This window comes from Dyella sp. ASV21, assembly GCF_016428975.1.
Classification (GTDB): Bacteria; Pseudomonadota; Gammaproteobacteria; order Xanthomonadales; family Rhodanobacteraceae; genus Dyella.
The window spans coordinates 43,386-67,210 of sequence record NZ_JAELTT010000014.1 but is presented as its reverse complement, the minus strand read 5'-3'; the positions used below and the strand labels follow the sequence as shown (position 1 = coordinate 67,210).

19 protein-coding genes are annotated in these 23,825 nt (G+C 64.0%); 15 read left to right on the top strand and 4 right to left on the bottom strand.

What is annotated here, in order from left to right; translation table 11 throughout:
* Window positions 1–27: 27 nt before the first annotated feature.
* The 10 genes from metG (at window position 28) to JHD67_RS07180 (ending at window position 14,069) form a co-directional block, all read left to right on the top strand.
* Window positions 28–2,124 carry a methionine--tRNA ligase gene (gene metG, locus JHD67_RS07225; RefSeq protein ID WP_199098492.1) on the top strand — a complete coding sequence of 699 codons (2,097 nt, stop codon included), beginning with the start codon at window positions 28–30 and terminating at the stop codon, window positions 2,122–2,124.
* 7 nt (window positions 2,125–2,131) lie between these two features.
* Window positions 2,132–2,740 carry an RnfABCDGE type electron transport complex subunit B gene (locus JHD67_RS07220; protein WP_199098491.1) on the top strand — a complete coding sequence of 203 codons (609 nt, stop codon included), beginning with the start codon at window positions 2,132–2,134 and terminating at the stop codon, window positions 2,738–2,740.
* Complete coding sequence (gene nth, locus JHD67_RS07215; protein ID WP_199098490.1) at window positions 2,737–3,372, top strand: endonuclease III; 636 nt, start codon at window positions 2,737–2,739, stop codon at window positions 3,370–3,372. Before JHD67_RS07220 ends, nth begins: the two co-directional genes overlap by 4 nt.
* Window positions 3,373–3,488: 116 nt before the next feature.
* On the top strand, window positions 3,489–4,904 hold the full coding sequence (locus JHD67_RS07210; protein ID WP_199098489.1) for a porin: 1,416 nt from the start codon (window positions 3,489–3,491) through the stop codon (window positions 4,902–4,904).
* A gap of 226 nt (window positions 4,905–5,130) precedes the next feature.
* Window positions 5,131–5,436, top strand: coding sequence for a hypothetical protein (locus JHD67_RS07205; RefSeq protein ID WP_199098488.1), 306 nt, complete (start codon window positions 5,131–5,133; stop codon window positions 5,434–5,436).
* 279 nt (window positions 5,437–5,715) lie between these two features.
* A complete protein-coding gene (locus JHD67_RS07200) occupies window positions 5,716–6,381 on the top strand; it encodes a response regulator (RefSeq protein WP_199098487.1) in 666 nt (221 codons plus the stop codon).
* Window positions 6,378–7,778 carry an ATP-binding protein gene (locus tag JHD67_RS07195; RefSeq protein WP_199098486.1) on the top strand — a complete coding sequence of 467 codons (1,401 nt, stop codon included), beginning with the start codon at window positions 6,378–6,380 and terminating at the stop codon, window positions 7,776–7,778. The genes JHD67_RS07200 and JHD67_RS07195 overlap by 4 nt, the downstream gene beginning before the upstream one ends.
* 391 nt (window positions 7,779–8,169) lie before the next feature.
* Complete coding sequence (locus JHD67_RS07190; RefSeq protein WP_199098485.1) at window positions 8,170–11,403, top strand: efflux RND transporter permease subunit; 3,234 nt, start codon at window positions 8,170–8,172, stop codon at window positions 11,401–11,403.
* Complete coding sequence (locus JHD67_RS07185) at window positions 11,393–12,580, top strand: efflux RND transporter periplasmic adaptor subunit (protein ID WP_199098484.1); 1,188 nt, start codon at window positions 11,393–11,395, stop codon at window positions 12,578–12,580. Before JHD67_RS07190 ends, JHD67_RS07185 begins: the two co-directional genes overlap by 11 nt.
* Window positions 12,581–12,584: 4 nt before the next feature.
* The gene (locus JHD67_RS07180; protein WP_199098483.1) at window positions 12,585–14,069 is read left to right on the top strand and encodes an efflux transporter outer membrane subunit; all 1,485 of its coding nucleotides are present in this window, start codon (window positions 12,585–12,587) and stop codon (window positions 14,067–14,069) included.
* A gap of 96 nt (window positions 14,070–14,165) precedes the next feature.
* Here JHD67_RS07180 and JHD67_RS07175 read toward each other — a convergent pair whose 3' ends face one another.
* From JHD67_RS07175 to JHD67_RS22295, 4 genes are all read right to left on the bottom strand, one after another.
* Entirely contained in the window at window positions 14,166–15,680 is a 1,515-nt protein-coding gene (locus JHD67_RS07175) for a SulP family inorganic anion transporter (protein ID WP_199098482.1), read from the bottom strand.
* Between the two features lie 11 nt (window positions 15,681–15,691).
* The gene (locus tag JHD67_RS07170) at window positions 15,692–16,375 is read right to left on the bottom strand and encodes a carbonic anhydrase (RefSeq protein ID WP_199098481.1); all 684 of its coding nucleotides are present in this window, start codon (window positions 16,373–16,375) and stop codon (window positions 15,692–15,694) included.
* A 212-nt stretch (window positions 16,376–16,587) separates the two neighbouring features.
* Window positions 16,588–16,953, bottom strand: a complete 366-nt coding sequence (locus tag JHD67_RS07165) for a hypothetical protein (protein WP_199098480.1) — start codon at window positions 16,951–16,953, stop codon at window positions 16,588–16,590.
* Between the two features lie 208 nt (window positions 16,954–17,161).
* The gene (locus tag JHD67_RS22295) at window positions 17,162–18,781 is read right to left on the bottom strand and encodes a hypothetical protein (RefSeq protein WP_233171695.1); all 1,620 of its coding nucleotides are present in this window, start codon (window positions 18,779–18,781) and stop codon (window positions 17,162–17,164) included.
* A gap of 227 nt (window positions 18,782–19,008) precedes the next feature.
* Between JHD67_RS22295 and rnt the strand changes: the two genes are divergently transcribed.
* From rnt to pstB, 5 genes are all read left to right on the top strand, one after another.
* Entirely contained in the window at window positions 19,009–19,668 is a 660-nt protein-coding gene (gene rnt, locus JHD67_RS07155) for a ribonuclease T (RefSeq protein WP_199098479.1), read from the top strand.
* Between the two features lie 186 nt (window positions 19,669–19,854).
* On the top strand, window positions 19,855–20,889 hold the full coding sequence (pstS, locus tag JHD67_RS07150) for a phosphate ABC transporter substrate-binding protein PstS (RefSeq protein ID WP_343214323.1): 1,035 nt from the start codon (window positions 19,855–19,857) through the stop codon (window positions 20,887–20,889).
* A 193-nt stretch (window positions 20,890–21,082) separates the two neighbouring features.
* Window positions 21,083–22,102 carry a phosphate ABC transporter permease subunit PstC gene (gene pstC, locus JHD67_RS07145; protein ID WP_199098478.1) on the top strand — a complete coding sequence of 340 codons (1,020 nt, stop codon included), beginning with the start codon at window positions 21,083–21,085 and terminating at the stop codon, window positions 22,100–22,102.
* A complete protein-coding gene (pstA, locus tag JHD67_RS07140) occupies window positions 22,102–22,977 on the top strand; it encodes a phosphate ABC transporter permease PstA (RefSeq protein ID WP_199098477.1) in 876 nt (291 codons plus the stop codon). The genes pstC and pstA overlap by 1 nt, the downstream gene beginning before the upstream one ends.
* Window positions 22,970–23,785 (top strand): phosphate ABC transporter ATP-binding protein PstB, encoded by an 816-nt coding sequence (gene pstB / locus JHD67_RS07135; protein WP_199098476.1) that lies wholly within the window; start codon window positions 22,970–22,972, stop codon window positions 23,783–23,785. Before pstA ends, pstB begins: the two co-directional genes overlap by 8 nt.
* Window positions 23,786–23,825: the final 40 nt, after the last annotated feature.

Below are 23,825 nucleotides of genomic sequence, written 5' to 3'. Positions count from 1 at the left end.
CAACCCACCTGATGTCATTGCCGCCCCATGAGCCGACGCCTACTCGTCACCAATGCGCTGCCCTATGCCAATGGCCCGCTTCACCTGGGTCACCTGCTGGGCTACATCCAGGCCGATATCTGGGTACGCGCGCAGCGCATGCAGGGTAACGAGGCAATCTACGTCTGCGCCGACGACGCGCATGGCACGCCGATCATGCTGGCGGCCGAAAAGGCCGGGTTGTCGCCGGAAACCTATATCGAAGGCATCCGTATCGGGCATGAGGCGGATTTCGCCGCGTTCGGCGTGGCGTTCGACCACTACCACTCGACCCACTCGGACGAGAACCGCGAACTCGCCTCGCTCATCTACACGCGCCTGCGCGATGGCGGCTTCATCGCCCGCCGCGATATCCAGCAGCTGTTCGACCCGGAAAAGGAAATGTTCCTGCCGGATCGCTACATCAAGGGCACCTGCCCCAATTGCGGCACGGCCGACCAGTACGGCGACAATTGCGAGAACTGCGGCGCCACTTACGCGCCCACCGACCTCGTCAACCCTTATTCGGTGATGTCGGGGGCCACGCCGGTGTTGCGCGATTCGGAGCATTACTTCTTCGAACTGGGCAAGTTCGAACCGCTGCTGCGCGACTGGTTCGGCGGCAAGCTCACCGGCGGCCAGCCGGTGGCCAATAGCGGCGTGGTGGCCAAGCTGCGCGAGTGGCTGGACGGTGGCCTGAAGGACTGGGACATCTCGCGCGATGCGCCGTACTTCGGCTTCCCCATTCCCGATGCCCCGGGCAAGTATTTCTATGTGTGGCTGGATGCGCCGGTGGGTTACCTCGCCAGCTTCAAGGCGCTGTGCGATCGCACCGACCTCAAGTTCGAGGATTTCCTGGCCGTCGACAGCCGTGCCGAGATGCATCACTTCATCGGCAAGGACATCATCAACTTCCATGGCCTGTTCTGGCCGGCCATGCTGCATGGCGCGGACTTCCGCACGCCGACGGCCTTGCACGTGAACGGTTACCTCACGGTCAACGGCGCCAAGATGTCCAAGTCGCGCGGCACCTTCATCAAGGCGCGCACCTATCTGGACGCCAACCTGCATCCGGAGTTCTTGCGCTACTACTTCGCCAGCATGCTCAGCGACACGCCGGTGGACGTGGATCTGGACCTCAAGGCCTTCGAGGAGCGCGTCAACTCGCACCTGATCGGCAAGTGGGTGAACATCGCCAGTCGCACGGCGGGCTTCGTGCACAAGTATTTCGACGGCCGCCTCGCGCCCGCCTTCAGCCATGAAGAACAGGAGCTGTGGCGCGAACTGCTCTCGCACTATGGCGACGTACCGGCCCTTTACGACAGCGGCGAATTCGCCGACGTGGCGCGCCGTTTCGTGACCATGGCCGACATGGTCAACGGCTACATCGCGGCCAAGGCGCCGTGGGCGATGGCCAAGGACGATACGCGCCGCGAAGAGCTGCATCAGGTGTGCTCGTTCGCACTGGCCGCGTTCCGCCTGCTTTCGGGCCTGCTCAAGCCGGTGCTGCCGGCCACGGTGGCCGCGGCCGAGCAGTTCCTCGCCGCACCGATCAGCGGCTTCGACGACGCCCGCGCCGAACTGCACAACCACACCATCAATGCGTTCGAGCCGCTGCTCGGCCGCATCGACCCCAAGCATGTCGAAGGCATGGTGGAGGCGTCGAAGGATTCCCTCGCGCCCATTGAAACCAAGCCTGCTCCCAAGAAACCCAAGGACACCAGCAAGACCATGAGCGAAGCCAGCACCACGCCGACCGCCATCGACGGCACCGCCATCATCGGTATCGACGATTTCGCCAAGCTCGACCTGCGCATTGGCAGGGTGCTCGCGTGCGAGTTCGTGGACGGTTCGGACAAGCTGCTGCGCTTTGAACTGGACGCCGGCGCGCTGGGCAAGCGCCAGATCTTCTCGGGCATTCGCGCCGCCTACGGCGAGCCGGAAAAGCTGCTGGGCCGCAACGTGGTATTCATCGCCAACCTGGCGCCGCGCAAGATGCGCTTTGGCCTGTCCGAAGGCATGATCCTGTCCGCCGGCGACGGCGGCAGCGACTTGTTCCTGTTGGATGCCGACCAGGGCGCGCAGCCCGGCGCCACCGTTCGCTGAGCAAGCCATGACGCTGGCCGACCGCATCGATGCGCTGCTGCCGCAGACGCAATGCGAGCAGTGCGGTTACCACGGCTGCCGCCCGTATGCGGAGGCGATGGCGCGTGGCGATGCCGCGATCAACCAATGCCCTCCCGGCGGCGCAGCCGGCATCGCCCGGCTGGCCGCCCTGCTGGATGTTCCGGTGCTGCCGCTCGACCCTGAGCGCGGCATCGAGAAGCCGCGCATGCTGGCGCGCATCGTCGAAGCCGACTGCATCGGCTGCACCAAGTGCATCCAGGCGTGCCCGGTGGATGCCATCGTCGGCGCGGCCAAGCTGATGCACACGGTGTTGGCCGACGACTGCACCGGCTGCGAACTGTGCGTGCCAGCCTGCCCGGTGGATTGCATCGTGTTGGAGCCGATGCCGCCGAGCCAGGTCGACAGCCCGGAACACGCCGATGCCTCGCGTATCCACTTCCAGCGTCGTGAAGCGCGACTGGCACGCGAGCAGGCCCAGCGTGATGCCGAACTCGCCGCTCGCAAGGCCCATGTGGCCGCCAGCGCGACGACCTCCAACCCGGTACTCGCGGCGCTCGCACGCGCACGCGCGAAGCAGCAAGGAAAGCCCTCGTGAAAAAGGCCGACGTTGTCGAGCTGTTCACCCGCCTGCGCGAACTGGATCCCCACCCCACCACCGAACTGAACTACACCACGCCGTTCGAGTTGCTGGTGGCCGTGGTGCTGTCGGCACAGGCGACCGACGTGGGCGTCAACAAGGCCACCAGGAAACTTTACCCTGTCGCCAATACCGCGCAGGCCATCCTCGACCTGGGCGAAGACCGACTCAAGCAGTTCATCAGCACCATCGGCCTGTTCAACAGCAAGGCCAAGAATGTGATGGCGCTATGCCAGATCCTGGTGACGCAATACGACGGCGAGGTACCGCAAACGCGCGAGGCTCTGGAAGCCCTCCCCGGCGTGGGCCGCAAGACCGCCAACGTGGTGCTCAACACGGCCTTTGGGCATCCCACCATCGCCGTGGATACGCACATTTTCCGCGTCTCCAATCGCACCGGCCTCGCCCCGGGCAAAGATGTGCGCGCCGTGGAAGACAAGCTGGAAAAAGTGATACCGGCCGAGTTCAAGCAGGACGCGCATCACTGGCTGATCCTGCACGGCCGTTATGTGTGCAAGGCGCGCAAGCCCGATTGTCCGCAGTGCGTGATCCGCGATCTGTGCCGCTACAAAGACAAGACGGCAGCCTGAGTCCTTTATGACGCGCGCCTTAGCGAGCGCCGCCGTTGTCACAAACACGACATAAAGCTCGCTTAGGGTTCGGCTCCCATGACCGCAATTTCTTGCGGAAACCAATGAGCCGCTGCATGAAGAAGAAAACCCTGGCCACCCTGCTGTGGGGTATGACGGCGGGAACTGCGGGCGACGCCCTCGCCACCGAGGCCGTCGAGCTTTACGTCGACCGCAAGACCAAGCAGATCTTCGCCGAGCCAGGGCCCGATCGCGTGCGCCTTGGCACATTCGTGCAAGTGGACGAGCCCACCGCCGCCGCGCCAGCGCCCACGCCGCAGGCCACGCCGCCGCCGGCACCCGCGCCGTCCCTGGCAGCGGCGCCTGCCGCCACGCCCAAGAGCAGCGACAGCAAGAAGTGGTATGACCGCGTCGCGCTGCGCGGCTATCTTCAGATGCGCTACAACCACGGCATCGGTGCGCAAGCCTCGTCGCTGCGTTCGCCCGGCGACCGCTTCATCGGTGATGACCAGACGCTGGGCCTGCGCCGCGCACGCGTGGTGTTGAGCGGCGATATCGCCGACAACGTATCGTTCTATCTGCAGCCGGATTTCGCCAGCACACCCAGCGGCTCCAGCACCTCCAACTTTGCGCAATTGCGCGATGCCTACGCGGATATCTATTTCGACGCGCAGCGCGAGTACCGCATTCGCGCGGGTCAATCCAAGATCCCCTACGGCTGGGAGAACCTGCAATCGAGCCAGAACCGACTTTCCTTCGATCGCGCTGATGCGCTCAACTCCGGCATCCGCGATGAGCGCGACATCGGCGTCGTCTTCTACTACACGCCGCGCGAGATCCAGAACCGCTTCCAGTACCTGGTGAAATCGGGTCTCAAGGGTTCGGGCGACTACGGTGTGTTTGGCATGGGCCTCTACAACGGCCAGGGCGCCAATCGTGCCGAGCGCAACAAGGAAATGCATGCGGTGGTGCATGTCACCTATCCGTTCAAGTTCGACAACGGCCAGTACCTGGAAGTGGGCGCAGACGCATATACCGGCCGTTTCAAGGTCGCCACACCCACCGCGATCACCGTGGACAAGCGCAGCTTTACCCCCGTGGACGCCTCGCCCGCCAACGGAGCGAAGGACGAGCGCGTGGCCGTGCATGCCATCTATTACCCGCAGCCGTTCGGCCTGCAGGCGGAGTGGACGGTGGGTCGCGGCCCGCAGCTGGATCTGCGCGATGGCGTAATCCGCACGCGCGCTTTGCGTGGCGGCTATGTGCAGGCGATGTATAAATTCGATAGTCGCCGCAACGGCAGCTGGATGCCTTACCTCAAGTGGCAGACCTATCGCGGCGCCTCCAAGTTCGACACCAATAACCCGCGCATGCTGGTCGACGAGACGGAGCTGGGCGTGGAGTGGCAGCCCGCCACGGCCATCGAGATCACCATGGCCTATGCCAACATGCGACGCACGCATGTGGGCGCCTCGCCCTATGCAACGCTCAAGGGCGATCTGCTGCGCTTGCAGTTGCAAGTGAATTACTAAGGGTCGCGCAGCGTCCTGTCACGGCGACTCCACCGAGTCGCCGCGCATCTTGCCAAGACATGACAAGCACCGCGCAAAAAGCATGACGAGTGGCACGGTCGCGTGCGCAGAGCGCGCCAAACATCACGTTTTCCTCAGTATTTCGTGCAACTTCCTCAAGCTTGGCGAGCAGCAGGCGCCTAAGGTCTAGCCTCCCCACGGACCAACACTCCCCCGGAGGCTCACCATGAAGCGCCTGATTCTCCCCGTCGTCATCGCGCTCGGCCTGCTCTGCGTCGGCCAGGCCAACGCCGCAGTGGAAACCTACATGATCGATCTGAACGGCTATGCCGTCATTGGTTTCGTCGGCAACACTCCCGAAGAATTCGCACGCGCGCAACAGCAAGCCAACAGCTGGGAACTGCAGCGTCATCTCCTGCTCAAGCCACAATCGATCAAGGCCGTGGCGGTCGATCGCTCGGAAGGTTCGGCCATGAGCCAGGTGGACGTGCACTCCTCGATCATCTCGGTGGCGCAGCAACAGAGTCTTTAGTCGCGGCTCTCGACGCCCCTTTAACGGCACCGGCCCCTTCCCTTGCCGGCGCAACGACAGGGAACATGACGGCGGCCCAGAGTCGCCGTCATGCTTTTTTAAGCTCGCCTGCACCCGCTCACCACGCGACCATTGACGGCACGCATCTCACGCGCCAACGTGACGCCGTGCGACATGGCGTCGCCCCGGGCAAAAGATCCACAAAAGGAACAGGCCGGATCATGGCGCAGGGCAACGGCAACCGCCGCCCCTCCGCAAGGCCGATACGGGTGGTAGGGCATGCATATTCTGCTGGTCGAGGACGATGCCGAACTGGGCGCAGCCATCAAGCATGCGCTGGAGCACCAATCCTATGCCGTAACCTGGCTGCGCGACGGCCGCGAGGCCACCGAAGCCTTGCGTGGCGACCCGGTGGACCTGGTGCTGCTCGACCTGGGCCTGCCTGGCAAGGATGGCCTGGAAGTGCTGGCCGAAGCCCGCCGCGCCGGGGTCAAGACGCCGGTACTGGTGATGACTGCGCGCGATGCCCTGGAAATGCGCATACGCGGCCTGGATCTGGGTGCTGACGACTATCTGGTCAAGCCGTTCCATTTGGGCGAGTTGGCCGCACGCATCCGCTCGCTCACCCGACGCACGCAGGGCCTGGCCGACAACCTGGTGGAAGTGGGGGGCCTGCGTCTCAACCTAGCCACAGCCGAAGTGGAGTTTCGCGGCGAACGCGTCAGCCTGACCCGCCGCGAATTCGCCTTGCTGCGCGTGCTGATGGAGCGCGCCGGTCGCATCGTACGCCGCGAAGCACTGGAGAACTCCGTCTACGGCCTGGATACGCTCGTCGAGCGCAATGCGATCGAAGTGCAGGTGCACTGGCTACGCCGCAAACTGAGCCCCGAGGTGATCCACACCGTACGCGGCATTGGCTACATGATTCCGCGCGAGCCCCAATGAGCGCGCACCCCGCCTCGCTACGCACCCGCCTGACCTGGCTGATCATCGCGGTGATGATCGTGGTGCTGATTCCGCTCGGCTGGATCAGCTACCGGCGTGAGCTGCGCGAAATGAACGAATTGCTGGATGGACGCCTCGCGCAGGCCGGACGCACCCTGGGCACCCTGATCGCACACGGCCAGATCCCCATGCGCGATGCGGACCTGCCCGATGTCGCCCAGAGCGGCGACGCGCGACATCACGGCGTGGTGGTATCGGTGCATCCACACAACTACGAACCGGAAGTGGGTTTTCAAGCCTACGATCCGCATGGCGAACTGATCGCGGCCACCTCCAACCTCGCGGACCTTCCCACTCCGACGTCCGACGAGCGCGGCTTTCGCGATATCCAGCACGAGGGACGCCGCTGGCGCACCTTCACCCTGCAGAATCGCGCCAACCTGGTGATCCGCATCGGTGAGCGTTCGGACAATCGCCAGGACATCGCCCGCGGCCTGGTGATCGAGCACACGCTTCCCTTGCTGATCGGATTGCCGCTACTGGCCTTGCTGGTCAGCCTCGCCGTAAAGCGCGGGTTGCGCCCGGTCTCGCTGCTGACCGAACTGCTCGATAAGCGTACGCCCGGCAGCCGCACGCCGATGCCGGCGGAGGTGGCGCCCTGCGAAATCAAGCCATTGATCGTAGCGCTCAACCAGCAATTGGAACGGCTGGAGGACGCGCTCGACCGCGAACATCGGTTCGCCACCGACGTGGCCCACGAGCTGCGCACACCGCTGGCGGCGACCATGATCCACCTGGAAAGCGCCATGATCGCGGACGATCCGGCCGAGGTGGAATTCACCGTGCGCCATGCCCAACAAAGCATGGCGCGACTTGGGCGCCGCATCGAGCAGATTCTGGCGATGGCCCGACTGGAAGCGGGCGCCGCTTCCCAGCAGCGCACGCCCCTGGACTTGGCACGCATCGCCACCGAGGTGATCGAGGAGCTGGCGCCATTGATCGTAGAAAAGGACATCGCAGTCAGCCTCAATCACGATGACCAACCGCTGCATGTGCTCGGTCACGAGGTGGCGCTCACGGCCATGTTCCGCAACCTGATCGAGAACGCCCTGCGTTACACCGAGGCGGAGGGTCAGGTGGACGTGGCGATCCGCCGCGAGGCTGGGCAGGCGGTCATCGATATCTGCGACAACGGCCCAGGCATTCCCACAGACCGCCGCCAGGCGGTGTTCCAACGCTTTCACCGCGAAGTGGAAAGCGCCACACGCGGCTATGGCCTGGGCTTGAGCATCGTTCAACGCGCCATCGAATTGCACGATGCCTCCATTGAGCTGCTGGAGTCGCCCTTGGGCCGTGGCTTGCTGGTGCGTATTCGCATGGCAGCGCAGGCGCACTGACATCCGGCCGCTGTGGCGGTGGTTGAGTGCGAAAGGCACTCGATCCCGGCTTTTGCCGGGATGACGTCCCTGAGGCCCAGGAACGCCCTCGATCCCCAGCGCGCCAGCTCGGCGAAAGCCGCGATCCAGCGTCGTGGTTTTTCCGGAAATCCCATGGAAAGCCCAGCCAGCTTCCTTTCAGCCATCCAAAAGGTTTCCACAAGATTGTGTTGCCATGATGGCTCCATCGGGCCACTGCCCACGCCTTGAGCCACCCCATGACCACCCGCCGCTGCCTGGCGCACGGTTCCGGCCCCCCCGGTCGCTTCGCGTAACCCCCGATGGCCTCGCGACGACGGTATCGCCGTCGCGCCTTGGCGCCGTTGCGCGCCGATGTATCGCTGGAACGCCCATGCTTGGTCTGGTTCGAATCGCCCTCTCGCGACCGCTCACGTTCATCGTGCTGGCGGTGCTCATCCTGATTGCCGGCCCATTGGCGGCCGTGCGCACGCCCACCGATATCTTTCCCAACATCGGTATCCCGGTAATCAGCGTGGTGTGGAGCTATAACGGCCTGCCCCCCGACCAGATGTCCGGCCGCGTTGTCTACTACTACGAGCGCCAGCTCAGCACCTCGGTGAACAACATCGAGCACATCGAATCGCAATCGCTGCCGGGCATGGGCATCGTGAAGATCTTCTTCCAGCCCGGCGTGGATATCCGTACCGCCACGGCCCAGGTCACCTCGATCTCGCAGACCGTGCTCAAGCAGATGCCGCCAGGTATCACGCCGCCGCTGATTCTCAACTACAACGCCTCCACCGTGCCGATCCTGCAGATGGCGCTGTCGAGCAAGCAGTTGTCCGAATCCAAGATCCTCGACCAGGGTCTGAACGTGATGCGCCCCATGCTCACCTCAGTGCCGGGCGTCGCCGTACCCACGCCGTATGGCGGCGCGGCACGACAGGTCACCCTGGATCTGGACCCGCGTGCCCTCGCCGCCAATGGCCTCTCCGCGCAGGACGTGAGCAATGCGCTCGCCGAGCAGAACCAGATCATCCCGGTGGGTACGGCCAAGATCGGCACGTACGAGTACCACGTGCAGCTCAACAACAGTCCGGAAGCCGTTGATGAACTCAATCAGCTGCCCGTAAAGACCGTGCACGGCGCCACCATCACGCTGGGCGACGTCGCCCATGTGCGCGATGGCGCCGCCCCGCAGACCAACGTAGTGCGCGTGGACGGCAGCCGTGCCGTATTGATGCCCGCGCTCAAGGTAGGCGATGCATCCACCCTGGCGGTGGTGGCCGGCATCAAGCACCTGCTGCCGCTGGTGAAAGAATCGCTACCCGACTCATTGCACGTAAAGCTTTTGAACGACCAGTCCACCTTCGTGCGCGAAGCGATTACCTCGGTGGCGCGTGAAGGCATCATCGCCGCACTGCTCACCTCGGTGATGATCCTGGTGTTCCTGGGCAGCTGGCGTTCCACCGTGATTATCGCGGTGTCCATCCCGCTGGCGATCCTCTCCGCCATCGCCCTGCTTTCGGCCACCGGCCAAACCCTCAACGTGATGACGCTGGGCGGCCTGGCGCTGGCGGTGGGCATTCTGGTCGACGATGCCACCGTCACCATCGAGAACATCAACTGGCATCTGGAGCAGGGTAAAAGCGTACACACGGCCATCATGGACGGCGCCAGGCAGATCGTGACGCCGGCCTTTGTGTCGCTACTGTGCATCTGCATTGTGTTCGTGCCGATGTTCATGCTCGACGGCATCGCCGGCTTTCTGTTCCGCCCGATGGCGCTGGCGGTGATCTTCGCCATGGCGTCTTCGTTCCTGCTCTCGCGCACGCTGGTACCGACACTGGCAATGTACCTGCTCAAGCCGCACCACACGGAAGCCGGCCCGGGCGATCACCCGGAAGATGCATACATCAATCACCACGAAGGCGATCAGCCGCCGCCGCGTCCCCGCAGCCGCGTGCTGGCCGCACTGGTGGCCTTCCAGCAACGCTTCGAACATCGCTTTGCGCAGGTACGTGACACCTACCATGCCACGCTCACGGTTGCGCTCGGTCATCGCCGCCGTTTCGTGCTTGGCTTCCTCGCCTTCGTGCTGGCCTCGTTCGCGCTGCTGCCCCTGCTGGGCCGCGACTTCTTTCCCGACGTGGATGCCGGTGCCATTGCGTTGCATGTGCGTGCACCGATGGGAACGCGCGTGGAGGAAACCGCCGCCGAGTTCGACCACATCGAAGCGGCCGTCCGTCGCGTGATCCCGCCCAATGAGCTGGACACGGTGATCGACAACATCGGGCTGCCGCTCAGCGGCGTGAACATGGTCTATAACGCCAGCGGCACGATCGGCCCGCAGGATGGCGATATCCAGATCGTGCTGAAGGAGAACCACGCCCCGACCGCCGACTACGTGAAACGGCTGCGCGCATTGTTGCCGCGCGAGTTTCCCGGCACGCAGTTCGCCTTTCTACCGGCGGACATGAGCTCGCAGATCCTCAACTTCGGTGCGCCCGCGCCGCTGGACGTCTCCATTGCCGGCCGCGATCTGCACGCCAACGAGGCGTACGCCATGGAGATCATGAAGCGTCTTCGCGACGTGCCGGGCATTGCCGACGTGCGCCTGCAGCAGAGCACCAGTTATCCGCAGCTCAACGTAAAGGTGAATCGCACACGCGCCGACGAACTGGGTGTGACCGAACGCGACGTCACCAACAGCATGGTCGCTTCGCTGGCCGGCAGCTCGCAGGTATCGCCGGCGTTCTGGCTGAACCCCAAGAACGGCGTGTCCTACCCCATCGTCGCCGCTACACCGCAATACCGCATGGACAGCATGGCCGACATCGCCAGCCTGCCGGTGACACCGGCCGGCAAGGGCGCAAGCCAGGTGCTGGGCGGCCTGGCCACGTTCACTCGCGTGCCGAGTGCCGCGGTGGTGAGCCACTACAACATCATGCCCTCGTTCGACATCTATGCCGCCGTGCAGGATCGCGATCTGGGCGCGGTGGCAGCCGATGTGCAGAACGTGCTGGATCACGCGGCCGCCAACCGCCCCAAGGGCACCGTGGTAAGTCTGCACGGGCAGGTGAACACCATGAACGAAGCCTTTGGTGGCCTGGTCTTTGGCCTGGTCGGCGCCATCGTCCTGATCTATCTGTTGATCGTGGTGAACTTCCAGTCCTGGCTCGATCCGTTCGTGATCATCACGGCATTGCCTGCCGCCCTGGCCGGCATCGTGTGGATGCTGTTTCTCTCGCACACCACGCTGTCGGTGCCCGCGCTTACCGGCGCCATCATGTGCATGGGCGTGGCAACGGCCAACTCCATCCTGGTGGTGAGCTTCTGCCGCGAACGCCTTGCCGAGCATGGCGACGCCATGAAGGCAGCGCTGGAAGCCGGCTTTACCCGTTTTCGTCCGGTCTGCATGACCGCACTGGCGATGATCATCGGCATGCTGCCGATGGCACTGAGCCAGGAACAGAACTCACCGCTCGGCCGCGCCGTTATCGGCGGCCTGCTGTTCGCCACTTTCGCCACCCTGTTGTTCGTGCCGGTGATCTTCAGCATGGTGCACGGCCGTGAGCAACCGGCATCCGAATCCCTGCCTGGAGAACCCGCCCATGTCGCATGATGCACCCGCCGCGACGCCGTCGCGCCCACCCAAACTCGGTCGCGCCGTACGCATGGGCTTGGGGCTAGCCGTACTTGCCACCATCGAGGGGATTTCCGTGCGCGCTTACGACTACCACCGCGTGGTGAAGTGGACTGACGCGCAGGTGGTGCCGAGCGTGCAACTGGTCGCGGCGCAGAGCGCGGCGGGCCAGCAGGCCATGACCTTGCCCGGCCATCTGGACGCCTGGATCAGCGCGCCCATCCATGCGCGCGTCAGCGGCTATCTCAAAAGCTGGCATCGCGACATCGGCAGCCAGGTCGCTGCCGGCGACACGCTGGCGGAGATCGACACGCCCGAGCTGGACCAGCAGTTCGAACAGGCCAAGGCCGGGCTGGCGCGTGCCAAGGCCAACGCGCGACTGGCCACGCTCACCGACAAGCGCTGGAAGAACTTGCTCGCCTCCAACTCCGTTTCCAAACAGGAAGCCGATGAAAAGGCGGGTGAAGCGGAAGCCACCCAGGCCAATGTGCTCGCCGCGCAGGCCGATGTGGACCGCATCGCCGCGCTGGAAGCGTTCAAACACATCACCGTACCGTTCGCCGGCACCGTGACCGCGCGCAATACCGATATCGGCGACCTGATCAGCGCCAACAGCGAGAACTCACCGGCCTTGTTCACCATCTCCGATACCAGCCGCATGCGTCTTTACGTGGAGGTGCCGCAAGGCTATGCCGACGCCATTCGACCCGGCATGAGCGTGCAGCTCGATGTGCCCGATCATCCCGGCGAGCATTTCACCGGCCGCCTGATCGGCAACTCCGGCGCGGTGAACCAGGCGTCGGGTGCGCTGCTGGCGCAGTTCGAGGTAGACAACCCCCAGGGGGCACTGCTGCCTGGTGCTTATGCCGAAGTCCATCTGCCGATGGCGGCCAACAGCCGCACCACGACGGTACCTGCCACCGTGCTGATATTCCGCGCACAGGGTCCGCAGGTGGCCGTGCTCGGCACGGACGGCAAGGTGCAGCTGCGCGATGTGCATATCGCACTGGATCTGGGTGATCGCTTGCAGATCGATCAAGGCCTGCAGCCGGGCGATCGCATCATCAACCACCCTTCCGACTCGCTGATGCAAGGCGATCGCGTGCAGGTGGCCAAGGCGGACGCTGACACCACCGACAAACCCAAGGCGGAGTGACGCCATGAAGCAGCCCCTTGCCCTGATGCGCCTCGTGCTGCCACTGGCGCTCGTGTGCCTCTTGCCAGCCTGCTCACTGGCACCGGTCTACCAGAAACCGCAGATCGGTCCCCTGCCCGCTGCCTATGCCGGGCAGAGCGCCGATGGCCTATGGTCCCCCGCGCATCCCACCGATACCGCCTCGCGCGGCAACTGGTGGTCGGTGTACGGCGACAGTCAGCTCGATCGGCTCGAGCAGCAACTGGACAACGACAATCCCAGCCTCTCCGTCGCACTGGCGCGCTATGACGCGGCGCGTGCCGTCGTTGGCGAGCTGCGCTCGGATCTCTACCCACACCTTGGCGTGGACGCCAGCGATCTGCGCAACCGCCAGTCGAACAATCGCCCGTTGCGCGGCAGCAACCAGCCCAACGAGTACAGCGCCGATACGGTGGGCCTGGGCGCATCGTACGAGTTGGATCTTTGGGGGCGTGTGCGCAACGAAGTCGCTGCCGGCAAGGCGGATGCGGCGGCATCGGCCGCCGATCTGGCCTCGGTCAAGCTGAGCCTCGAATCGCAATTGGCGGATCTCTACATTCGCTTGCGCGGCTATGACGTGCAAGACCGCATCCTCACGGACACGCTTGACGCCTACCAGCAGGGACTGGATCTCACCGAACGTCGTTTCCAGGGCGGCATCGCCTCCGGGCTGGATGTCAGCCGCGCCAAGACGCAGCTATCCGATGCGATGGCGCAGGTGTCGGAAGTAGAAGCACAACGCGCGCTCACCGTGCACGCCATCGCCAGCCTGGTCGGCGTCAGCGCGTCGCGCTTCTCGCTGCCCACGGACATGACGCCGATGAGCGTGCCGGCCATTCCACTGGGCGTGCCGTCCCTACTGTTGCAGCGACGCCCGGATATCGCCGCAGCCGAGCGACGCGTGTTTGCGGCCAACGCAGACATAGGCGTGGCACGCGCGGCGTTCTTTCCGCGCCTGAGCCTTTCGGCGGCGCTGGGCTGGCAGGACACCGGCATGGGCAGTTTGCTCACCGCAGGCAATCGCTATTGGGCACTAGGCCCGGAGCTGGCGATGACCCTGTTCGATGGTGGCTTGCGCCACGCCAAGGTGCAGGCGGCGCAAGCGAACCTGGATGCCGCGGCCGGGCAATACAAGGAAATCGTGCTGGGCGCGTTCCAGCAGGTGGAGGACAACCTGACCTTGCTGCAGCAACTGGGCAGGGAAGCGCACGAGGAAGACGACGCCGCCAGCGCGGCGCGCGATTCGCAAACCATCGCCAACAATCGCTATCGCGAGGGCGCGGTGAATTACCTGGATGTGGTCAGTGCGCAAACGGCGGCACTGCAAGCGGAACGCAGCGCCGAACAAGTGCGTACACGACGACTGCAGGCGAGCGTGGATCTCATCCGCGCCCTGGGCGGCGGTTGGGATACCGCCCAGCTGCCGGCCGCCGACATGGCGGCGACCGACAGCATGTCCCGGGCCCGCTGACGCGACGGTCCTACCTCCGTCTTGTCCGCCCGGGTTCCAAGAGCCTGCCCGCGAGGGGAAGGGGGCAGCGCGCAGGCTCTTTGATGACGAGCGACCCTATGCCGCCCGTCGCACGCCTTCGACTCGCTGGTTGAGCTGGTGCCAGTCCACGACCAGCTCGCAGCCGCGCGCAGAGGCGTTGCGACCCCATTCGCGCAGCAATTCCAGACAAGCCTGATCGACGTGATGAAGACGATCCACCACCAACTGCAGGCGCGTGTTGGGCGGCACGCGCTCCAGCGTGCGTGCCACCGACGGCACGCGCAGGAACGTGGCCGAACCTTCCAGACGCAGTAACGCCATGCCCGGTTCGTCGTGATTCTCCAGGCCCACCTTCAGGCGCGAGGAATGCAAGGCCAGGCGGAACAGCGACAACGCGAAGCCCACCAATACGCCAGCCAGCAGATCGGTGGCAACGATGGCCACGGTGGTGCCCACATAGATCCACGCCGTGCCCTTGCCGAACTGCGCCAGCGCCTTCACCTGCTTGAAGTTCACCATCTTCACGCCGGTAAACACCAGGATGCCGGCCAGACACGCCACTGGCGTCATACGCATCAACCATGGCAGCAGCAACGCGAACACGAGAATCCATGCACCGTGCATGATGGTCGCCATGCGCGTGGCCGAACCCGCCTGCACATTGGCCGCGCTACGCACGATCACGCCGGTCATCGGCAAGGCACCCAGCAAGCCGCACAACACATTGCCCACGCCCTGCGCGGTGAGTTCGCGGTCGTATTTGGTGCGTACACCGTCGTGCATGCGATCCACCGCAGCGGCCGACAACAGCGTTTCCGCGCTGGCAATAAAGGCGAAGGTCAACGCCGCGATCAGCAACGACGGTTCAAGCAGGCCGGCCATGCTGGTCCAGGTCGGCATGGCGATGGCGGACATCAGGTTGGACGGCACGTCCACCTTCTTCACCGCCAGATCCATCACCTGCACCACCGCCGTCACCGAAATCACGGCCAGCAGCGCACCCGGCACGAAACGCAGCTTGGCCGGACGCAGCTTTTCCCAGCCCAGCATGATCGCGATGGTCGCCACACCCACGCCCAGAGCGACGAGGCTGCCCGCCTCACCCTGAACCGCATCGATCACGGCGCCCGGCAATGCGGCGAAGTTCTCCAGACCACGCGCCTTGGGCACCGCGTCGATCAGCACATGCAGCTGCGAGGCGACGATCAATACGCCGATGCCCGACAACATGCCGGCCACCACGGCCGGCGAACACATGCGGAACCACACACCCACCTTGCACAGACCGGCGACGATCTGGATCAAGCCCGCGAGCAGCACCACCGGACCCAGCGCTATGACGCCATGCTCGCGAACCAGTTCGAACACCAGCACGGCGAGGCCAGCCGCCGGGCCGCTGACCTGCAACGGCGAGCCGGCCACCGCACCCACCACGATGCCACCGATGATGCCGGTGATAAGGCCCGCGGCGGGCGGCATGCCCGAGGCAATGGCGATGCCCATGCATAAGGGCAACGCCACGAGGAACACGACGATCGAGCCAAGCAGGTCGCGTCCAAACAGACCTTGCGAGAAATAATTCTTAAACACGGCGGCCGTCCTTAAGCCGCCGAAGCCGCAGGCATCGAAAAGCGCGCGTGCGGCGTCGCCTCCGGCACATGGCCCTTGCCCGGCTCGATCTGTACGAAGCGACCCTGCGGCGCATCGAACGCCTTCAGCTCGGCATGCTCGATGTCATACACCCAGCCATGGATGCTGAGTTGGCCACTGGCGAGCGCCGCGGCCACCGCCGGCAAGGTACGCAGGTTCTCCAACTGGCCCACCACGTTCTCCTCGGTAAGGCTGCGCAGCCCGGCGAGCCCTTGCAGGCCCGGGCCATTCTGCTGCACCACGTAGCGCGCCACATCGGCGTGCTTCATCCACGCGGCCACCGACGGCATGTCCTGTACCAGCTCCGGGTGTTGCAGCGCCTTCATGGCACCGCAATCGGAATGACCGCAGATCACGATGTGACGAACCTTCAGCACTTTCACGGCGTACTCGATGGCGGCCACCACGCCGCTGACGTGTTGAGCATACGGCGGCACGATGTTGCCGATATTGCGGTAAACGAACAGTTCGCCCGGCTGGGTGGAGAACATCATCTCGGGCATCACGCGCGAATCGGCGCAGGTGATGAACATGGTGCTGGGACTCTGGCCGGAGGCCAGCTTCTTGAACAGGTCGCGCTGTGCGGGGAATACATCGTTACGGAACTGCTCGAAACCTTCGATCAAACGCTTCATGGGGTAACTCCAGGCAATACGGGATCACGACGTCGGCGCGCAACAAGCGCGTCCCGAGGAACGTCGATGGAATAAATGAGAAATGACGGCCGTCGTCGATCACACCCACACCAAGGGGGCGCGCATCGAACGAGTACAAGCCAGCGCACCGTGCGCCCGGCACACGCGAACGCGCACGCCGAGCCAGGTACAAGTCGCCTCAGCGACGGGGATCAGGCTGCTTCAGGGGGGCGCAGCAAACGGCCGGGGTTGTGGTGGCCCACGTCGTAGGGGCCATCAGCGGGGCGCTGCGAGGGCAAGGAAGCCCACAGGCCCACGATATCGGGCAAGTGGATGATGTCATCCAGGTTGCCGTTGCCGCTGTTGTCTTCGTGCGTGTCGCTGGAGGACGTGTCCAGGGAGTCGCTGGCGACATCGCCCTGCACATCATCCGCAGCCATTACCAGCGCTGCCACGTGCGCCCCACCCTGGTCCGCCACCGGCGGCGGCAGACGCACCGGCGCGCCAACCAGCAAGAGCAGGCTGAACACATAAGCCAGTACGGCAACCAAGTGGGAACGACGAAGACGCGAAGTCATGACGACAAGCTATAGGAAATGGCTCATATATCGCAAGTCTTTACGCCAATTCTCACGCTAAATCGTCGCATCGAGACAGGTCGCGTTTAGCCTTCTTTTTGAAAAGGTGTCGCGCAAAGACCATCACGCACAAACAGAAACGGCGAGCATAGCTCGCCGTTTCCCTCCATCCTTGGGTCGAACTCCGTTGCGATAGCCGTACCGCCGCTTAGAACGGGTAGTAGCGGAAAGAGGTGAAGAACATATCTTCCTTGGCCTTCGGCGAAGCCGCGCCGTTGACCAGCAAACCGTTGACGAAGCCCTGGCCGGCGAATGCCTCCTTCTCGGTGTGCGAGTACTGCGCACCGAACTGCATCTTGCCGAACTTGCCCTGGTAGAACTTCCACCAGAAACCAGCGGTGCCCTGCCAGATGTCCTTGGCGTTGCCCACGCAGGTGCCACCGGCGACGTCGCAGCCGCTGTTGTTGTAAGCCGGGTTGCCGTAGCCGAGCGCGATGTTGCCGGCGGCCGTGCCGTAGTTGAAGTCCTTCTTGCTGGCGCCTTCGCGGCCACCGAACAGATAGACGTCGACGTCGGAGCTGGCGTGCCAGGTCAGGCCGCTCAGGATCATGGTTTCCTTGATCGGCGACAGGCTGCCGTTCGGGCTGAAGGTCACGTCAGAGAGCTGGGCGCTGCCGTAGCGGCCGATGCCCTTGCCGGACATGCCCGAGAACTGCCAGTCGAGGGTCTTGTCGATAAGCGGCAGGACCATGCCCAGACCCCAGCCACCGCCCCACGTGTCGTGGTTCTGGTTGCTGTAGCGGTTGTAGAAGGAACGGGCGAGACCGAACACTTCGTAATGACCGTAACCCGGATCGGCGGCGAACTTCACGATCACATCGGGGATGTGATTGAGCGACAGGGTGTTAGCCGAGTCGAAGCCCGAGCCTGCGGTGATGTTGTAAGCCTGCTGCTGAACCGGAGCCTTGGCCTGGTTCGGGCTGGTGTAGAAGGTGGTCTGCGGATTTTCCAGCGAGATACCCAGCCAGTAGGTCTTGTCCCAGTCCTTGACCAAGCGGATCTGGTCCTGACGGGCCCAGGTGAAGCCCGGGATGTACTGTGCGTCGATCTGCGGCGGGGTCAGCTCGGTGCGCGGGGTGATGCCCTTGCTGTTGAGCGTCAGCAGCGACCAGTTCTGGCCGGCCAGCAGGTGCAGGCCCGAGTTGTCCCAATCGGCCGTCATGTAGACGTTGCGCATGCGCGGATTGAACGAGTTGCTCTCGTTCGAGTTCGCGGTCTGGGCGCCACCCAGGAAGTCCATCTCGACGTAGCCGGCCAGGTGCGTGTTCGGATCCACGTCACCCTGCACGAGGGCCGAGAGGCGGCTCTGGCGAGCGCTCATGCGGAACTCGTCCATGTGCGCCGTCTGCACGTTCTTGAACGGGATGGCGCTGTAGTTCGAGGCGATATCCGCGCCTTCCTGAGCCGAGCGGTAGATCGATTCGGCCGCGAGGAAGCCACCGAGCGTGATGTTCACGCCCTTGTAGGACAGCTTGTCCGCCGACTTCTTCATCTGCGTGTCGGTCGCGGCTACCTGCTTCTGCACCTGCTCCACGGCCTGGCCAGTGGAAACGTTGATGTCAGACTGCGCGTCCGTGCGCTGCTCCAGTTCGACGACCTTCGCCTGAAGGGCCTGCAACTGGGCCTTCAGCGCCTCGATTTCGGCGGACTGCGTGGACTGGTTGGTGCTCTGCGAGGACGACTTCGCCGGCGCCGGATCGGCGACAACGTGGAAGCTGGTAACGCCCAATGCGGCAGCGACAGCTACCGCGAGCATCTTGGAACGCATGGATATTCTCCGCATGTAGGTAGGATTCACTTGGACCGCCCCCTTTGATCCCCTTCGATCTCCGGCTGCCCAAGCACGATCGGTGCGCAGGATGGGCTTGCGCGTTTACCGTTATGTGCCCGTTATGTGACAAAACGAAGACATGCGGCCACGCACGTCCTTAAACCGACATGTCAGAGGGAACGTGGCGCAGGCGCCGGGACGGGGCCGGCTGATATGCTTTAGGCATGGAAAACCTACGCAACAGCATGGCAGACCGCATGGCGGATCGGTTTCGCGGCTTCCTGCCGGTGGTGGTGGACGTGGAAACCGGCGGCTTCGACGCCGAGCGCGACGCCCTTCTCGAGATCGCCGCCGTCGTGCTGCAGATGACGCCCGAGGGCTATCTGCAGCCGATGCCGGCGGTGGCGGCCCACGTACACCCCTTCCCCGGGGCCAACATCGACCCGCGCGCGCTGGAGGTCACCGGCATCGACCCTGACAACCCGCTGCGCGGCGCACTGGACGAGCGTGTGGCGCTGGATCACGTGTTCAAGCCCATCCGCGACGCCATGCGCGACATGGATTGCCAGCGCGCCATCCTGGTAGGGCACAACGCCGCGTTCGACCTTGGCTTTCTCAATGCGGCTGTGCGCCGTTGTGGTCACAAGCGCAACCCGTTCCACCCCTTCAGCTGCTTCGACACGGCCACGCTGAGCGGCCTGGCCTTTGGCCAGACCGTATTGAGCAAGGCAGTACAGGCCGCAGGCATCCCCTTCGACACGCGGGAAGCACATTCGGCGATCTATGATGCCGAGCGCACGGCGGAGCTGTTCTGCACCATCGTCAATCGCTGGCGTCGCCTGGAAGTGTTCGAGCGCGAACAGATGGGCGTTGAATCGCTGTAAAGGCCGCAGCCTCTATGACATTTCGCTGATGCGGCATATTTAATGCCTTTTTTATCAGCGGCATATGACAGTCACACCGAAACTGTCATATGGATGAAACATTGAACTCATTTCATTGCAACACGGAACGCATGAAATAGCGCCGGGCGGGAATCCCCCGAGACCCTTATTCGCTAAGGAGCAACCGTGTTGACCTCAACCAAGTATCTGTCCCGCATCGGCACGACCGCTGTGTTTGCTGCGGCTTCGCTGTTCGGCATGGCCGCGCATGCCACCGACATCACCGGCGCCGGTTCGAGCTTCGTCTACCCGGTGCTCTCCAAGTGGTCCGCGGGCTATGCCGAGAAGACCGGCAACAAACTCAACTACCAGTCGGTGGGCTCGGGCGCCGGCGTGGCACAGATCAAGGAAGGCACCATCGACTTCGGCGCGACCGATGCTCCGGTGAAGGCTGAAGACCTGGCGCAGTACGGCCTGGGCCAGTTCCCGGTGGTGGTGGGCGGCATCGTGCCGGTGGTGAACATCCCGGGCGTCGAAGCCGGCCAGATCAAGCTGGACGGTTCCACCCTGGCCGATATCTTCCTCGGCAAGATCACCATGTGGAACGACCCCAAGATCGCCGCGATGAACGCTGGCGTGAATCTGCCGGCCAAGAAGATCACCGTCGTGCATCGCTCGGATGGTTCGGGCACCTCGTTCAACTTCACCAACTACCTGTCCAAGGTCAGCAACGAGTGGGCGACCAAGGTCAAGTTCGGTACCGCCGTTGAATGGCCGACCGGCGTGGGCGGCAAGGGCAACGAGGGCGTGTCGCAGTACGTCAAGCAGATCATCGGTTCGATCGGCTACGTCGAATACGCCTATGCCGTGAAGAACAAGATCAGCTGGGTGGACCTCAAGAACGCCGCTGGCCAGGTCGTGGCACCGAGCGCCGAAGCCTTTGCCGCCGCCGCCGCTACCGCGGACTGGACCAGCGCCAAGGACTTCAACGTGATCATGACCAACGCCTCCGGTGCGCAGGCATGGCCGATCACCGCTACCACCTGGGTGGTGATGTACAAGAAGCCGAAGAACGCCGAGCACACCAAGGTGGCCTTCGAATTCTTCAAGTGGGCGCTGGAGAACGGCCAGAAGGACGCCGCCTCGCTCGACTATGTCGCGCTGCCCGACAGCCTGGTCAAGAAGATCGAGGCTTACTGGAGCACCGAATACAAGCACTAAGGGTCATCGCCCTGCGCCGGTCACGGAACGGCAATCCGCGGGGCTTAACCTGAAGGCTTGATGGCACGGCATAGGCCGCCCGACTCACCTCGGGCGGCCTGTTGTTGAAAGGCGCCGCCAACCGGCGCATCGTCCAACGATCCGGCAAGGCTCGCAGGCCAACCGGGGCAGACCGCTGAGGAAACCTCTGCACATGCAAGCGAATGTAGGCGCCGTCGCCTCGACCGTGGTTCAGGAAGCCCGCGCCCATCGCGACGCCCGGCACGACCGCGTGTTCGGATGGGTACTCAAGGGCTGCGCCCTGCTTGTGCTGGCCTGCCTGCTAGGTGCCGCCGGCGCCACCCTATGGGGTGGCCGGCATGCTTTCGGCACGTTCGGCTGGCATTTCCTGGTCAGCGACGCATGGGACCCCAGCACTGACACCTACGGCGCGTTGGTTCCCGTCTACGGCACCATCGTCACCTCGGTGATCGCCCTGCTGATCGCGGTGCCGGTGAGTTTCGGCATCGCCCTGTATCTCTCCGAAGTGGCGCCGCCGTGGCTGCGCACGCCCGTGGCCTCGGCCATCGAGCTGCTCGCCGGCATCCCTTCGATCATTTACGGCATGTGGGGCCTGTTTATCTTCGCGCCCTTCTTCGCCGACCACATCAAGCCCTGGCTGACCAATTACCTGGGCGACAAGCCTGACGACGGCAAGCTCTCCTGGGTGGCCCAGCATGTGCCCTTCGTGGGCAAGCTGTTTGGCAGCGAGTATCCGTTCGGCGCCAGCGTGCTCACCGCAGGCATCGTGCTGGCGGTAATGATCATCCCGTTCATTTCCTCGGTGATGCGCGAAGTGTTCCAGACGGTGCCCTCGCGCCTGAAGGAATCGGCGTATGCGCTGGGTTCCAGCACCTGGGAAGTGTCCTGGGACATCGTGCTGCCGTATACCCGCTCGGCGGTGATCGGCGGCATCTTCCTGGGGCTGGGTCGCGCACTGGGCGAAACCATGGCGGTGACCTTCGTGCTGGGCAACGCGATGAAGCTGTCGCCCTCGATCCTCGACCCGGGCGCCTCGATCGCCTCGACCATCGCCAACCAGTTCAGCGAGGCCGCCGGCCTGCAGAAGTCCACGCTGATGGCGCTGGCCTTCCTGCTGTTCGTGGTGACCTTCTTCGTCTTGCTGATTGCCCGCTGGATGCTGCGCCAGATGGCTCATAAGGAGGGTCGCTGATGGCCACCAACAGCTTCCTGTACACCCGTCGCCGCATCACCAACGTGCTGGCGCTGGGCATGAGCATGCTGGCCACGGTGATCGGCCTGATCTTCCTGGCCTGGATCCTGTGGGAAACGCTGCGCCAAGGCATCAGCGCGCTGCAGCCCAAGCTGTTCACCAAGATCACCGCCTACGGCGAGGACGGCGGCTTGCTCAACGCCATGGTGGGCAGCCTCCTCGTCAACACCATTGGCATCCTCATCGCCACGCCGATTGGCGTGCTGGCCGGCACCTGGCTGGCCGAGTACGCCAAGGGCACCAAGCTCGGCGAGTCGATCCGCTTTCTCAATGACATTCTGCTGTCGGCACCGTCGATCGTACTGGGCCTGTTCGTCTACACCATCGTGGTGTTGCCGACCACCGCACTCACCGGCGGCTCCACCACCTTCTCCGGCTGGGCCGGCGGCGTGGCGCTGGCGTTGATCGCACTGCCGGTGATCGTGCGCACCTCCGACGAAATGCTGCGCCTGGTGCCCTCTACCTTGCGCGAGGCAGCGTTGTCGCTCGGCATTCCCCAGTGGAAGCTCACCACGCAGATCCTGATACGCGCGGCGCGCTCGGGCATCATCACCGGTGTGCTGCTGGCGCTGGCGCGTATCAGCGGTGAAACCGCCCCGCTGCTGTTCACCGCCTTCGGCAACAACTATCTGACCTTCAACCCCTCGGACAAGATGTCCAGCCTGCCGCAGGTGATCTACCAGTACGCGAACGATCCGGGCGAAGCCATGCATGCCATCGCCTGGGCGGGCGCCTTCGTGCTGACCATGTTCGTGCTGCTGCTGAGCCTTTCGTCCCGCCTGGTCCTTTCTCGCAACAAGGTGTCCCATGACTGAGTCCGCCGCCGCCGGCATCCATCCGCAGTCCGCGGCCTCGCCTGCGCCGATCGCGCCCACCAAGCTGAAGGTGCGCGACCTGCACTTCTACTACAACGGGTTCCATGCGCTGAAAGGCATCAACATGGATATCCCGGAGAAGAAGGTCACGGCCATCATCGGACCCTCCGGCTGCGGCAAGTCCACCCTGCTGCGTATCTTCAACCGTATCTATGCGATCTACCCCAAGCTGGAAGCCAAGGGCGAGATCGTGCTCGACGGCGAGAACATTCTCGACACGAGCTACTCCATGAATCGCCTGCGCAGCAAGGTGGGCATGGTGTTCCAGAAACCGGTGCCGTTCCCGATGACCATCTTCGAGAACGTGGCCTACGGCATCCGCCATCACGAAAAGCTCTCGCGTGCCGACATGGATATCCGTGTGGAGCAGGCGCTGCGCAGCGCCGCCCTGTGGGACGAAGTGAAGGACAAGCTCAAGCAGAGCGCGCTGGGCCTTTCCGGTGGTCAGCAGCAGCGCCTGTGTATTGCCCGCGGCATCGCCCTCAAGCCCGAGGTGCTGCTGCTGGATGAGCCCACCTCCGCGCTGGACCCCATCGCCACCGGCCGCATCGAGCAGTTGGTGGAAGAGCTCAAGAGCCAGTACACCATCGTCATCGTGACGCACAACATGCAGCAGGCCGCCCGCTGTTCGGACCTCACGGCCTTTATGTACCTGGGCGAGCTGATCGAGTTCGATCGCACCGAGCAGATCTTCACCAAGCCGGGCAAGAAGCAGACCGAAGACTACATTACCGGTCGCTTTGGTTAATCGACTTGCCCCCTCCTCCCTTTGGGAAGGAGGGTTGGGG

Coding starts and splice junctions, on each gene's coding strand:
- metG (WP_199098492.1), top strand. CDS start 28: ATGAGCCGACGCCTACTCGTCACCAATGCGCTGCCCTATGCCAATGGC.
- JHD67_RS07220 (WP_199098491.1), top strand. CDS start 2,132: ATGACGCTGGCCGACCGCATCGATGCGCTGCTGCCGCAGACGCAATGC.
- JHD67_RS07210 (WP_199098489.1), top strand. CDS start 3,489: ATGAAGAAGAAAACCCTGGCCACCCTGCTGTGGGGTATGACGGCGGGA.
- JHD67_RS07205 (WP_199098488.1), top strand. CDS start 5,131: ATGAAGCGCCTGATTCTCCCCGTCGTCATCGCGCTCGGCCTGCTCTGC.
- JHD67_RS07200 (WP_199098487.1), top strand. CDS start 5,716: ATGCATATTCTGCTGGTCGAGGACGATGCCGAACTGGGCGCAGCCATC.
- JHD67_RS07195 (WP_199098486.1), top strand. CDS start 6,378: ATGAGCGCGCACCCCGCCTCGCTACGCACCCGCCTGACCTGGCTGATC.
- JHD67_RS07190 (WP_199098485.1), top strand. CDS start 8,170: ATGCTTGGTCTGGTTCGAATCGCCCTCTCGCGACCGCTCACGTTCATC.
- JHD67_RS07185 (WP_199098484.1), top strand. CDS start 11,393: ATGTCGCATGATGCACCCGCCGCGACGCCGTCGCGCCCACCCAAACTC.
- JHD67_RS07180 (WP_199098483.1), top strand. CDS start 12,585: ATGAAGCAGCCCCTTGCCCTGATGCGCCTCGTGCTGCCACTGGCGCTC.
- JHD67_RS07170 (WP_199098481.1), bottom strand. CDS start 16,375: ATGAAGCGTTTGATCGAAGGTTTCGAGCAGTTCCGTAACGATGTATTC.
- JHD67_RS07165 (WP_199098480.1), bottom strand. CDS start 16,953: ATGACTTCGCGTCTTCGTCGTTCCCACTTGGTTGCCGTACTGGCTTAT.
- JHD67_RS22295 (WP_233171695.1), bottom strand. CDS start 18,781: ATGCGTTCCAAGATGCTCGCGGTAGCTGTCGCTGCCGCATTGGGCGTT.
- rnt (WP_199098479.1), top strand. CDS start 19,009: ATGGAAAACCTACGCAACAGCATGGCAGACCGCATGGCGGATCGGTTT.
- pstC (WP_199098478.1), top strand. CDS start 21,083: ATGCAAGCGAATGTAGGCGCCGTCGCCTCGACCGTGGTTCAGGAAGCC.
- pstA (WP_199098477.1), top strand. CDS start 22,102: ATGGCCACCAACAGCTTCCTGTACACCCGTCGCCGCATCACCAACGTG.
- pstB (WP_199098476.1), top strand. CDS start 22,970: ATGACTGAGTCCGCCGCCGCCGGCATCCATCCGCAGTCCGCGGCCTCG.